General features: G+C 44.4%; 13 protein-coding genes. 4 read left to right on the top strand and 9 right to left on the bottom strand.

The genetic code is table 11. The features are described 5' to 3' along the window. Positions 1–339: 339 nt before the first annotated feature. Positions 340–936 (top strand): VanZ family protein, encoded by a 597-nt coding sequence (locus tag H8S37_RS00345; RefSeq protein ID WP_186874080.1) that lies wholly within the window; start codon positions 340–342, stop codon positions 934–936. A gap of 6 nt (positions 937–942) precedes the next feature. On the opposite strand, the gene H8S37_RS00340 is transcribed toward H8S37_RS00345, so the two are convergent. The 9 genes from H8S37_RS00340 to H8S37_RS00300 form a co-directional block, all read right to left on the bottom strand. Beyond that, positions 943–2,385, bottom strand: a complete 1,443-nt coding sequence (locus H8S37_RS00340) for an MATE family efflux transporter (RefSeq protein WP_186874079.1) — start codon at positions 2,383–2,385, stop codon at positions 943–945. Then, positions 2,375–2,887 carry a MarR family winged helix-turn-helix transcriptional regulator gene (locus H8S37_RS00335; RefSeq protein ID WP_186874078.1) on the bottom strand — a complete coding sequence of 171 codons (513 nt, stop codon included), beginning with the start codon at positions 2,885–2,887 and terminating at the stop codon, positions 2,375–2,377. Before H8S37_RS00335 ends, H8S37_RS00340 begins: the two co-directional genes overlap by 11 nt. A gap of 145 nt (positions 2,888–3,032) precedes the next feature. Next, the gene (locus H8S37_RS00330; RefSeq protein WP_186874077.1) at positions 3,033–4,208 is read right to left on the bottom strand and encodes a SpoIIE family protein phosphatase; all 1,176 of its coding nucleotides are present in this window, start codon (positions 4,206–4,208) and stop codon (positions 3,033–3,035) included. Positions 4,209–4,211: 3 nt separating this feature from the next. After that, the gene (locus H8S37_RS00325; RefSeq protein WP_186874076.1) at positions 4,212–5,921 is read right to left on the bottom strand and encodes a [Fe-Fe] hydrogenase large subunit C-terminal domain-containing protein; all 1,710 of its coding nucleotides are present in this window, start codon (positions 5,919–5,921) and stop codon (positions 4,212–4,214) included. Positions 5,922–6,031: 110 nt separating this feature from the next. Then, positions 6,032–7,774: an NADH-dependent [FeFe] hydrogenase, group A6 gene (locus H8S37_RS00320; protein ID WP_186874075.1), complete on the bottom strand. Its 1,743-nt coding sequence runs from the start codon at positions 7,772–7,774 to the stop codon at positions 6,032–6,034. Positions 7,775–7,789: 15 nt separating this feature from the next. Continuing rightward, entirely contained in the window at positions 7,790–9,577 is a 1,788-nt protein-coding gene (gene nuoF, locus H8S37_RS00315) for an NADH-quinone oxidoreductase subunit NuoF (RefSeq protein WP_186874074.1), read from the bottom strand. A gap of 103 nt (positions 9,578–9,680) precedes the next feature. Beyond that, the gene (locus tag H8S37_RS00310; protein WP_186874073.1) at positions 9,681–10,064 is read right to left on the bottom strand and encodes a (2Fe-2S) ferredoxin domain-containing protein; all 384 of its coding nucleotides are present in this window, start codon (positions 10,062–10,064) and stop codon (positions 9,681–9,683) included. 37 nt (positions 10,065–10,101) lie between these two features. Beyond that, positions 10,102–10,662, bottom strand: coding sequence for an ATP-binding protein (locus tag H8S37_RS00305; RefSeq protein ID WP_186874072.1), 561 nt, complete (start codon positions 10,660–10,662; stop codon positions 10,102–10,104). Between the two features lie 3 nt (positions 10,663–10,665). Then, the gene (locus H8S37_RS00300) at positions 10,666–11,160 is read right to left on the bottom strand and encodes an NADH-quinone oxidoreductase subunit NuoE family protein (RefSeq protein WP_186874071.1); all 495 of its coding nucleotides are present in this window, start codon (positions 11,158–11,160) and stop codon (positions 10,666–10,668) included. Positions 11,161–11,424: 264 nt separating this feature from the next. Between H8S37_RS00300 and H8S37_RS00295 the strand changes: the two genes are divergently transcribed. The 3 genes from H8S37_RS00295 to H8S37_RS00285 are packed head-to-tail and all read left to right on the top strand — an operon-like array spanning position 11,425 to position 13,603. Next, positions 11,425–11,769, top strand: a complete 345-nt coding sequence (locus H8S37_RS00295; RefSeq protein ID WP_186874070.1) for a DRTGG domain-containing protein — start codon at positions 11,425–11,427, stop codon at positions 11,767–11,769. Position 11,770: 1 nt separating this feature from the next. Next, positions 11,771–12,193 (top strand): ATP-binding protein, encoded by a 423-nt coding sequence (locus H8S37_RS00290; RefSeq protein WP_186874069.1) that lies wholly within the window; start codon positions 11,771–11,773, stop codon positions 12,191–12,193. Between the two features lie 18 nt (positions 12,194–12,211). After that, on the top strand, positions 12,212–13,603 hold the full coding sequence (locus H8S37_RS00285) for a [Fe-Fe] hydrogenase large subunit C-terminal domain-containing protein (RefSeq protein ID WP_186874068.1): 1,392 nt from the start codon (positions 12,212–12,214) through the stop codon (positions 13,601–13,603). Position 13,604: the final 1 nt, after the last annotated feature.

The following is a 13,604-nucleotide window of genomic DNA, read 5'->3' as shown; positions in this document are numbered from 1 at the left end:
TCATACCACTAAATGAAACACCCGGCAAGTATTTCCTTACACTCCTGCAAAAATCCTGTATCAGTTCAGCCCGCGCCATTCGTAAAACCGCACTGCGTGCTTATCATGGCTACCGCCACCGTTTTACTCATTGATGGGCGCTTAAGCTCATACAGATGTACGCTCGCAAAAACATGCAGGCATGTTTTATGCTTCCCGCACACTGTATGGCTGAACTGTCTGTTACAAAATTCTTAAGAATTTCTTTTCTAAATCTTAACCTCTGTTTTCTATACTCATATATAGCCAGTGTCGATGTACACCAGCACTATTTATATCTAAAGGAAAAGGAGACCACCCATGCGATTTTTTATCTACTCACTTCTGTGTATTTTTGTTCCTTGTTTATGCTGTCAGTTTATACTGTGCGTTATAAAAAAGAGACGTCCGCCTCATCTTGCCCTACATCTGATATGGACCTATATTTTTCTCTTTTATCTGTTCATGGTACTGGAGGTAACAGGAATCGGAACAATCTGGGACATCGGAAAATTCGGCGACATCATCCGTCCTGAAGAAATCAACATGATCCCCTTTTCGGACACTTCCTTTATCACCTGTTTTCTGAATGCTTTTATGTTTATGCCATTTGGATTTTTGCTTCCTCTCATTTGGAAGAACTACCATACTCTTACCAATGTGGTACTTGCTGCTTCCACCTATTCACTTGCCATCGAGCTGTGCCAGCTCTTTAACAGAAGACGGACGGATATTGATGATCTGCTTATGAATACACTGGGTGCGGCGGTTGGCTTCTTCTGCTGGAGACTCTTTGATCTCTGCTTTAAAAAGCGTAGAAAAAAAGCCGTCTCCTTATCCAGATGGGAAGCGGCTTTTTATCTTTCCCTCTCTATAGGAGGCCAGTTTTTCTTTCTAAACTGGTACTGGCTCCTTTAAACAGCGTTATAACGATACGCCTGCCTGTTCTCCTTCCTCCTTGAGTTCTGGCTTCTGCCGGATATGCTGGTTTAATTTTTTCATCTCCGGCACGATAAAAAATGCTACAATCACTGCCGAAGCAACATCCGCTATAGGCGCGGAATACAAGATTCCATTTAGCCCCATAAACAATGGAAGTATCAGTATCAGCGGTATCAAAAGCAAAAGCTGTCTCAGCATAGACAAAATGGATGCCTTAAGAGGCTGTCCTGTCGCCTGAAAATAGTTCGTAGACACAATTTGAAAGCCTGCGCAGAAAATGCCAAACAGATAAATCCGCAGACATTTCACAGCAAAATCTGTAAAATCTGCATTCTCATTCCCGAAGATCCCAATAATTGTCTCCGGCATTGCCTGACAGAAAATCCAACATACAAAAATCAAGAGTGTCGCAAAGGATACCGCTATCTTATATGTCTTTTTGATCCTTTCATACTGCCCTGCCCCTCGATTATATCCCAAAATCGGCTGTGCGCCGATTCCAACTCCAACTCCAAAAGCTCCCATGATCATCGCTATCTTCATCACAATTCCCATTGCACTAAGAGCCACGTCTCCGCCGATCTGTGTCTGATCTCCATAGTAAACAAGTGAATTATTCATTACCACCTGCATAATGCATGCAACCGACTGCGTAATTCCAGAGGAAACGCCAAGAGCCAGGAAACTGGTAATTCGCTTTCTCTTAAGCTTCATATAATTCCGGTGCAGACGCATATGTATCGGCTTTTTTACCTTCATCACAAAATACGCTGTCAACACGACCGCCGATATAATCTGTGATGTAATGGTCGCAATCGCTGCCCCCTTCACACCCCAATGAAAAATAAAAATATAGACTGGATCCAGAATCGTGTTTAACACAGCTCCTATCATCATGCCGTACATAGAAAGCCGCGGGTGTCCGTCTGTCCGAGCCAGATTTGACAGCACAATACCAATCAAGTTAAACGGAGTTCCTATCAGAATAATGGAGGTATAATCCACCGCATAGGGCATAATTTTCTCTGTGGCGCCAAATACAGATAAAATCGGTTTTAAGAAAATCAGCCCGACAGCCATGATCAAAAGCCCTGTAATAATCGTGAACAAAAATGCATTGCTCAATGTCCTCTCCGCCTCTTCTTCTCGTTTTTCTCCCAGACGGATCGCCGCATACGCACTGCTTCCAGAACCAATCAATGTCCCAAAGGCAAGGATAATTGTCATAACCGGAAATGCCACTGTTGTAGCTGCGTTTCCAAGATAGCCGACTCCCTGCCCGATGAAAATCTGGTCTACAATATTATAAATAGAGTTAATCAGACAGGATATAATCGCAGGTACAGAAAAGGAAACTAACAGGCTTCCAATTGGTTTATATCCCAGGGGATTTTTCTCTTTTGTCTGTATTGCCTCATTCGCCATATTCTTTTCCTCCTTTTCTCTGCATTTCTTCTTTTCCTTTTTCTTTTGTCCCTTTCTGTCGTGCTTTTTCTTTCAACACCTGACAGGAGGTATGCGCCATCTGTTCCAGTTGGCGGACAAAGCGGTCTTCTTCTCCAGGCGCAAAATCAGAAAGCAGTGCTTCTTTCCATTCATTTCGCGTCTGATATATCAACTCAACTACCGGCAGTGCCTTCCTTGTCACGTGCAAATGTTTTACCCGCCTGTCCATTTCATCTGTTTTGATCACCACATATTCCATATCCACAAGCTTCTGCACTGCTTTTGTGACCGTCCCTTTATCAAAATTGCCTGCCTTTGCCAAATCATACATGGTGATTCCATCATTTTCCGCAATATATGCCAGAAAATATTGCTGTCCGCACCCTATCGATTCGCCGAGACATATATCCAGATATTTCTGGCTGTTCCTCTGGATTGTTGAAATATGCCGTAAAAAAATTTTCTTATTTTCTTCTATCATTTTATTTTCTCCTGCACTCCCTGGCAAACCAGGCGAAACTGCCTCTCTTAAAATCCCGTTCAAAACTTTCCTAATCACAACAAAAAGGTTGACTACTCAACCTTTATAAGAATATATTACTCTCTTTTAGTTGCATAGTCAACCTTTAATAATATTTTACCGTTACTTTTTTCCCCATCTGCTCTGTCACATGAATCAACTGCTCTACCAGATTCATTCTCATACTCAAATCAAAACTCAAATCTGAATTTTTGTGCGCGTCATTGACTGCCATTCCTACAAACAGATGCAGTTCTGTACATTCCTCTATCAATATTTTAGCAAGTCTGGAGGCTCCATTGTTTGCGTCCAGCTCGTCAAAAAACTCTACATCAAATTCGTCTTTTACATACCGCTTTAATAATTTTATCACTTTGCCAAGTGTCAGGACACCTTCTGTCACCAAATCCAATCCCTCTATGACGGCCATCGGCGGCACATCCGGATCATTATAGTCCACCCTGGTAATAATCTCTTTGTGCAGAATTCGTGCACAGATGTTGGCGCTTGTTCCCCCGCAGACGATCTTTTTCCCTTCCATATGCATAAAATCATACATCAGCTTCTCGTCGTCTGCCTTTTCCTTGGGCGGTCCGGTAAAGATATTCACCACTCTTCTCTCGATCACCCTTGCCACCGCCACCGTCGTATCGTCCCCCGGTCTTTCGACGTACAGTTCATCACACGCCTGGCTTAAAAGTGCCGCAAGGCGGGAGGCAGACAACGTCTTTTTCGTGCAGCGCAGTGTATACTCTGCCATGCTTTCCCATGTCCAGCCCTGCAAGTTTAATATCTCCCCTGCCCCTGCATAGATGACTCCATCGCTCATCAATACAAAGCAGTCATTTTTCTTTACCTGAAACCGATATTCGTGAATTTTCTTTCCCTCTATCATCCGTTCTTTGTATGGATATTTCACAATTTTTCCATCTCGGATAAATACACAGCCCGGATTATCAAACTCTACCAGATACGCTTCCCCACTGTGAAAAATCTGTAGAATAGAAAACGTAGCATACGCAACTTTTCTTACTTTGCAGATAGGAAGCGTCTTTGCGATCGTCTCTACACAGGAATCCAAAGCGGCTCCTTCATAAAGCATGGTTCCTAATATTTTGGAAGTCAGGGTGGCAAGTATATTTGCCTTTACTCCGCTTCCCATCCCATCTGCCAGAATCATAATATCTGAATCCGCTGTTTTTAAAACCTCTACCTTATCTCCGCACAGCTCTTCCTGATATTTATTCAGACTTTTCCATGCCACGTCGATACTCACGCTCATATGTCAGTCCTCCTCTTCCAAAATGGAATCCCGAAGCTTTGTAAGCGTCACTTTTGTCTCTGCTGTAGTCTCTCCTAAAAGCCCTGCAATTTCCTGCGCCACCATCATCTGCTTTTCGATCACCTTCTGCGCCATTTCCACCGTTTCTACTTTCAGATTATAATGCTGCTCCTTCATTTTTTCTTCCCGCGTCACGTCCTGGAAGGTCACCAGCACAGAATCCAGATTTTCAATATATACGATCGTTTCCTCCGCCGTCATCTTTCCATGTTCTAAACGAATTTTCTTATGGATCACCGGTTCTTTCGTCCGCAGTGTCTCTTCAATGTCCTGTGTCTCTATAAATTCAAATATATACCTCTGCACAGCCTCTTCTCTTCCTACTCCTAAGAGCTCCTGTGCCTTTTTATTACAGTCCAGTATTTTCAAATCACTGCCAATGACAAAAATCATGTTCGGCGTCACATCCATCACCACATTTGACATAGATTCTGCCTGATTCAGTGCATATGGCATGCACATAGAAAGCTCTGCCTTCCCCTGGAATACTGCAGTTGCCTTATCTCTGCATGTCGGATATCCGCATGCGCCGCAGTTCAGCTCATCCTCCGGTGTATATTTACCTGTAGATTTTAAAATCTCTCGTATGTCTGCCTCTGTCGGCATCCTGTCTGTCAATCTATTATCCTGGAATTTCTTTTTCAGTTCTTCTGTGCTCATATCCGGCAGCTCTTTCGCGGCTTTATGAGAAACTTCATTTTCAATCTTTACCTTCGCTTTTACATAAGAAGTATTCCATCTGGCTGACGCCGGCCCTTTTGCACATCCTCCCTCGCAGACATTTGCTTCGATAAAGCAGTGGGTCAGTTCCCCCTGCTTTAAACACTCCAGCATTTCCATGCAGTTCTCCAGCCCGTCTACATAGACCTTGTGGTATTCGTCCGCTTCTTCCTCTGTCACAACCGACTGCACAATGCCCCCGCTGACTGGATACAGGCGGTTGATCTTCGGATCTGGATTTCCCATTGGCTTCTCTTCACACTGATGGATGTCAATTCCTGCTTCCTCCAGCCAGATGGCCAACTCCTCAAAAGTAAGAATCGCATCGATTGCTCCGAACACTCTCTCGTCTCCGATCGCCTCCTGCTTCTTTGCAATACATGGCCCTAAAAACACTACTTTCACATCATTTCCGTATAACTTTTTGATATATCTGCCATGCGCGATCATCGGCGATACTACAGGCGCCATAAGAGGTACACATTCAGGATAATATTTTTCGATCAGATCATTTACACTCGGACAGCAGGTCGTAATAATATTCGGCATTTTATTCTCCCGAATGATTTTCTTATATTCATTTGTCACCATAGCCGCGCCCTCTGCAGTCTCTCTGACCTCTGCAAAGCCCAGCTTTAAAAGGGCATCCACCACTTGTCCGGGCCTGTCGAATTCCAATACTCCCGCATAGGAGGGGGCGATGGAAATAATCGTCTTGAATCCCTGGCGCAGATACCCTTTCACCCGATCCATATCACTTGCAAATGTCTTTGCATTCTGTGGACAGACTTCTAAACAGCGCCCGCAGTTAATGCAGTGATCGATCATAATATGCGCCTGTTCGTCCTTGACTGAAATTGCCTTCACCGCGCAATGGCGGACACATTTGTAGCAATGCCGGCATTTCGCATCCCTGAAGTCTATAACTCTCATATTTTTACCTCTTTTCCTTTTTCTGCCTGATATACACAGGGCGCCGGTTATATAAGCCGGCGCCTGCCAAATGGATCTTTTATATACCCGCACTTTTTCGCGGGTGTTTCTTAATTGATGCTTCTTTTTACATAAGTAGTGTGCAAAATGTGGTGCGCCTTCTGGCTTCCAGGTTCTCCCAGATATTCCTCATATACTCTCTGAATAGAAGGATTTTCATGGGACTTGCGCAGTGTCTTTGCTGCATCATTATCATACAACACTTTCGCACGGATTGCACGTACATCTGTAAAATTACGTACATCCGCATGTACTTGCGGCTGACCGCCGCCATTTACACATCCGCCCGGACAACACATGATTTCCACAAAATGGTAATCCGCTTTTCCAGCACGAATTTTATCCATAATAATTTTTGCATTGCTTAAACCTGAAGCTACGGCAACTTTCACGTCCATTCCTGCCACATGGTACACCGCCTCTTTGATCCCTTCTGCTCCACGCACTTCCATAAACTCTACTTTTTCAAGCTCTTCCCCTGTCAGTTCTTCCACCGCTGTGCGCAGTGCTGCTTCCATTACACCGCCGGTCGCACCAAAGATAACGCCTGCTCCTGTAGATTCCCCGAGTGGATCGTCAAATCCTTCTTCTGGAAGACTTCTAAAATCAATCCCTACTTTTCGGATGAGGCGTGCCAATTCCCTGGTCGTAATGGAAATATCTACATCCGGAACACCTGCTGCATTCTGATCCTCTCTTCCGATTTCAAATTTTTTCGCTGTACATGGCATAACGCTGACGCAAACAATATCTTCCGGTGCGATTCCCATTTTCTCCGCATAGTACGTCTTTGTGAGCGCTCCAAACATCTGCTGCGGTGATTTACAACTAGAAAGATGTTCTAACTGATCCGGATAATAGTGCTCACAGTATTTGATCCAACCTGGTGAACAGGAGGTCATCATCGGAAGTACACCTCCATTTTTCACCCTGTCTAAAAATTCATGTGCCTCCTCCATAATTGTAAGATCTGCACTGAAATCTGTATCAAATACTTTGTCAAATCCGATTCTCCTGAGAGCCGCCGCCATTTTTCCTTCTACGTCTGTCCCCATTGGATAGCCGAATTCTTCCCCTAACGCTGCACGGACAGAAGGCGCCGGCTGAACCACTACATGCTTTGTCTCATCTGCAATCGCATCTAAGACTGCTTCTATAGAATCCTTTTCATACAGGGCGCCAGTCGGACAGGCAGCAATACACTGCCCGCAGGATACACAGCTTGTTTCTCCCAGCCCCATATCGAACGGAGAACCGATGAAGGTAGCAAACCCACGATTATTTGGCCCAATCACACCTACTGTCTGTACCTTCTCGCAGACTGCCGAACATCTTCTGCACAGAATACATTTATTATTATCCCGAATCATGTGTACCGCACTGTCATCTAATTCATAGTGGGTCATCTCTCCTGCAAAATGCTCTTCGTCTGTTACCCCTAATTCCTGACACAGCTCTTGCAACTCACATTGACCGCTTCTGACGCAGGACAGACATTTCTTATCGTGATTAGAAAGAAGAAGCTCCAGCGTCCTTTTTCTTGATTCTCTAAGAAGAGGCGTATTGGTCTGCACTTCCATTCCTTCATTTACCGGATGCACACACGCCGCAACGAGATTCCGCGCTCCTTTTACTTCTACCACACACATACGGCATGCACCGATCTCATTGATGTCTTTCAAAAAGCAAAGCGTCGGTATTTTAATTCCTGCCCCGCGTGCCGCCTCCAGAATTGTAGAGCCTGCGGGTGCAGTTACATCTAAGCCATTAATTTTCAAATTCACATTTTCCATCTTCTCATGCCTCCATTACTCTTTGTAAATTGCACCGAAACGGCATTTTTCCATACAAGCTCCACATTTCAGACACTTCTCTGGATTGATCATATGCGGTTCTTTTACTTTGCCGATAATCGCATCTGCTGGACAGGTACGCGCGCATAAAGTACATCCTTTACATTTATCCGCGTCTATCTTGTACTGCAGAAGATCCTTACATACGCCTGCCGGACATTTCTTATCCACGATATGTGCAATATATTCATCCCTAAAGTAACGCAAGGTAGAAAGTACAGGATTCGGCGCTGTCTGCCCCAGCGCACACAGTGAATTCGTCTTTAAGTGCTCACAAAGTTCTTCTAGTTTATCCAAATCCTCCATTGTCGCCTGACCTTTTGTAATTTTATCCAGAATTTCCAACATACGTCTTGTACCGATCCGGCATGGCGTACATTTTCCACACGACTCATCTACAGTAAATTCCAGGAAGAATTTTGCAATGTCCACCATACACGTATCTTCATCCATTACAATCAGACCGCCGGAACCCATCATTGACCCAATCGCAATCAGATTGTCATAATCTATAGGTACATCAAAATGTTCTGCCGGGATACATCCTCCTGACGGCCCTCCCGTCTGCGCCGCCTTGAATTTTTTCCCATTTGGAACACCGCCGCCGATTTCTTCTACGATCTCTCGGAGGGTTGTGCCCATCGGAATTTCCACTAATCCGGTATTATTGATTTTACCGCCCAGGGCAAATACCTTTGTTCCTTTGGACTTCTCGGTTCCCATAGACGCAAACCATTCTGGTCCCTTTACGATAATCTGCGGAATATTTGCATAGGTTTCTACGTTATTTAATATGGTCGGCCTCTGGAACAGACCTTTTAAGGCAGGAAACGGCGGACGGGGACGCGGCTCTCCTCTGTTGCCTTCTATAGAAGTCATAAGAGCCGTCTCCTCTCCGCAGACAAAAGCACCTGCACCAAGTCTCAATTCTATATCAAAATCAAAGCCGCTTCCGAAAATGTCTTTTCCAAGCAGGCCGTATTCTCGCGCCTGTCCGATCGCAATCTCCAGGCGTTTTACTGCAATCGGATATTCCGCGCGCACATAAATGTATCCCTGTGACGCTCCAATTGCATACCCGGCAATTGCCATCGCCTCAAGCACCGCATGGGGATCTCCCTCTAAAATAGAACGATCCATAAATGCTCCTGGATCTCCTTCGTCCGCGTTACAACAGACATATTTTTGTTCCGCGTCATTTGCCGCCGCGAATTTCCATTTTAGTCCGGTCGGAAATCCTGCTCCTCCTCTTCCTCTTAATCCACTGTCTAAAAGGATCTGGATGACATCCTCTGGCTTTTTCTCTGTCAGCACAATTCCCAAAGCCTCATATCCGCCAGTGCCGATATACTCTTCAATATTCTCCGGATTGATGACACCACAGTTTCGAAGCGCTACTCTGTGCTGTTTCTTATAGAAATTCGTCTCATTCAGTGGAAGGATTTTATCTGTCTTTGTCGTCTCATCATAGAGCAGACGTGTCACTACTCTTCCTTTCAAAAGATGTTCCGCTACAATTTCCGGTATGTCCTCTTCCTTTACCATTGCATAGAAGGACCCTTCCGGATATACAATCATAATCGGTCCTAAGGCACACAATCCAAAGCACCCTGTCTGCACAACACCGACTTCTTCAGAAAGGCCCTGTGCCGCAATTTCTTTTTCCAGTTTTTCTATGATTCTGTGGCTTCCGGAAGAAGTACATCCGGTTCCGCCGCAGACCAGTACGTGTGAACGATACATATGTAATCTGCCTCCTTTTTCCTTACGCTTTCTTTCATTTTATACCTATTCCAGCCGGCTTTGCCCGATAAGGTATACCCTCCGGGCATCCCGTATTTTATGCCTATTTTGGCTGGCGGGCTTCGCCCGATAAGGTATATTTTGTCACTACCTGGCCGCCTACTAAATGAAGTTTAAATACTTCCATTGCTTTTTCAGGATTCATTTTCACATATGTTACCTTTTCTTTTCCAGGCTCCATTACTTCTACAATCGGTTCATACTGACACAATCCAATACACCCTGTCTGTGTTACACTGATTTTCTTTGACAGCCCCTCCTGTTGAACTGCGTCAGAAAGTGTGCTAAGAACTGGTCTTGCACCACTCGCAATCCCGCATGTTGCCATGCCGACTACTACTCTTGTCTGATTTTCATTCTCCGCGCGCACTCCTACTTTTCCCTGCATCTTCTCTCTGATTGCGCGTAATTCTTCCAGGCTTTTCATATTTTTCCTCTCTTTCTTTTTCTGTAATCTTTACATCTCAGATATTGGCTCCACCGTCTGTCTCTTCTTTATTTACCGCAAGAAATTCTTTTATAAACTCTGAAATCTCTTTCTCCGCAAAGGAAACTCCGTCTCCTATAATCTCGCGCATTTCTCTTGTATCCAGCCTAAACTGTTTGTCTTCATATTGATAAGTATAGACAAACTCTACAGCTTCATTAAAAACAATTAATGTATGTATGGTGGAGGTGATATCTCCAAGCGGCATCCTGTCAATATGAGACAGAGTAAATACCGCCTCTACTGTTGTCCCTTTTCCCTTTTCTGAATCTATTCTGAATATTCCGCCCGTGCTCTCTGCTGCCTGCTTAAGAAACGGTACCCCAAGTCCTACCTTCCTGGTCTTCCTAGTCGTAAAAAACGGATCCTGCACCTGCTGTACTTGTTCTTTGTCCATTCCACAGCCATTGTCTCTTATCACTACCGCCAGTTTATCCTCTTTTGGCCTGACAGATACTGTTATCTCAATCAGCCCCGCTTTCGCGCGGACTGAATTTTCCGCCACGTCCAGAATATGCATTGCGATCTCCGGCATCATAGCTTATTCATACTTTGCCAGAATGTCATCTATGTCATCCACTGTCAGACGCCCATAGACCTCCCCGTTGATCATCATAACTGGAGCGAGTCCGCATGCGCCTACACATCTGCATGCATCCAGAGAGAATTTTCCATCCGGCGTACATTCTCCGCCTACAATTCCGAGTTTTTCCATCAGGGCATTATAAATATCTCCGGAACCTTTGACATAACATGCTGTACCAAGACAGACAGAAATCTGATACTTACCTTTGGGATTTAAAGTGAACTGCGAATAGAACGTTGCAACTCCATAAATTTTTTCCATCGGAATTCCTGTCTCATCCGAAATCATCTTTTGAACCTCTATGGGAAGATAGCCATATATATCCTGTGCTTTTTGTAAAATCGGCATCAGGGCGCCTTTCTCGCCTTTGAGTTCAGCTATCACTTTCATCAATGATTCTTCTTGTTCTTTTGTTCCTGAAAACGGAACAGTCTCCTTTTTTTCAAGCATTCTTCAACCTCCATTTCTGCATCTAGAGCTACATTGATTATATATTAACACAATGTATAACAAAGTTCCACCAAAATATTATCATTTTTTTATATAATTTTACCAATAATTTTGAGATTTATTTTCAATTTTCTTGACGTATTTTTCCAATACAAAAGTTTACCAGAGACTACTTTACATGCATTTTACACAACACATTTCATTGCTTATTCTTTTTTTCAATGGTATACTGAAAGTATTCTATATTCTTAGGGAGGACAGTCTATGACGATCAAAGAAATGCAGGACGCCTTAAATGCCAGACTGCTTTTTGGCGAAGAATTTTTAGACCAGGACGTGCAGTTTATATTTTCTGCCGATATGATGAGCGATGTACTCGCCTTCTGTGGCAAATGTTCTGTACTGCTTACCGGATTATGCAATCCACAGGTTGTACGGACAGCAGAGATGCTTGATATTGTCTGTATTATTTTTGTTCGTGGCAAAATGCCCGATGAAAATATACTTTCTCTTGCCAGAAATAAAAAAATTGTGCTTCTTACCACGGAACATTTTATGTTTACCGCCTGTGGGATTCTCTATGAACACGGGCTGCGGGGAGGTGCCTGACATGAGTGAAAAGCTGACTTTTCAATATGTTATTTCCGGTGATGACTTCACACGTGCCGGTGAAGCCAGCAGCTCCGTTAAAAACAAGTTAAAACAGCTCGGCGTGGATGACGCAGCAATCCGAAAAACCGCGATTGCTATGTATGAAGGAGAAATCAATATGGTGATTCATGCCAATGGCGGTATGATTACCGTCACTATCTCTGATACGGTAATTGAAATGATTCTTGCAGATCAGGGCCCTGGAATTAAGGACATTTCCAAAGCGATGCAGGCAGGCTATTCCACAGCCCCCGAAGAGGTCCGTTCCTTAGGGTTCGGCGCCGGCATGGGGCTTCCCAATATGAAAAAATTCTCAGACGAATTTCAGATAGAGAGTACCCCCGGCGTAGGAACTACCGTCACCATGAAAGTATTTCTATAAAGAAAGGGAGGGTGACACATGAACAAATTCATCCGTTCTGTGCGCCTTGACGAGGATGCCTGCCAGGGCTGTATCAACTGTATTAAATACTGTCCTACCCAGGCAATCCGAGTGCACAACGGCAAAGCACATATCATAGATAAATTCTGCATTGACTGCGGCAGATGTATCCGTTATTGTCCGCACCATGCTAAAATTCCTGCCTACGATCCTCTCGCCGTTATGAACGACTATAAATACACTGTGGCTCTGCCGGCGCCTTCGCTGTATGCCCAGTATAATAATTTGTCCAATGTAGACATTGTATTAAATGCTTTAATCCGATTAGGCTTCGATGACGTATATGAAGTCAGTGCGGCGGCAGAACTTGTGTCAGAAGCATCCCGGACATACATACAGGCGCATGCTGATGAAGCGCCCTTTATCAGTTCTGCCTGTCCTTCTGTCGTTCGGCTGATACGGGTAAAATTCCCTTCTTTGATTTCCCGTCTCCTTCCTATTAAACCACCCGTGGAGATTGCCGCAGAAATCGCTCGCAAAAGGGCAATACAAAAAACAGGGCTTCCTTCAGAGGATATTGGAATTATCTTTATTTCTCCTTGTCCTTCTAAAGTCTCCTATGCAAAAGCACCTCTTGGAATTGACAAAAGTAACATCGATAAAGTCGTTGCAATCAAGGATGTCTATCCGCTTTTACTTCCCCTTATGAGCCGGGACGAAAGTCAGTTAAAGCCACTGGCTGCTTCCGGAAGAATCGGTATCGGGTGGAGCAATGCCGGAGGAGAAGTGGGCGGACTCTTAGTAGACAATTATCTTGCCGCCGACGGCATCGTCAACATCTTAAGAGTATTGGAAGAACTGGAGGATGAGAAAATTCATGGTCTGAAATTCGTTGAATTGAATGCCTGTAATGGTGGCTGCGTAGGCGGAACCCTTACGGTTGAAAATGCATATGTTGCTACCACCAAAACCAAACGTATCCTTAAATACCAGCCGGTATCCCGTAGTCATCTTATTACAACACCGGAAGCAGAGAATCTTTACTGGGATGACAATGTAGAATATGAGCCGGTGTTCCGTCTCGGCAATACTTTCAAGGAAAGTCTGGAAATGATGAGTACTGTAGAGGCACTCACTAAAAAATTTCCTGGATTGGACTGCGGTTCCTGTGGAGCGCCCACCTGCCAGACTCTGGCAGAGGATATCGTACGCGGCGCCGCTACGAGCAATGACTGTATCTATGTGCTAAGAGAACATATTTCCAGCCTGTCAAAAGAAATTGAACACCTGTCAAAAGCGATGCATTTATCGGGAGGCTGTCAGGATGAAAACACACGACTGCTCTCCGATTATATTCAAAAACTAACCGCCGAGCTTTCTGAATTCGGCGTACCGAAAAAGGAGGAATAAT

The sequence above is a fragment of the Mediterraneibacter hominis genome, assembly GCF_014287475.1.
Taxonomy (GTDB): Bacteria; Bacillota; Clostridia; order Lachnospirales; family Lachnospiraceae; genus Mediterraneibacter; species Mediterraneibacter hominis.
The sequence above is the reverse complement of the archived record's forward strand: the minus strand, read 5'-3'. Positions and strand labels throughout refer to the sequence as shown.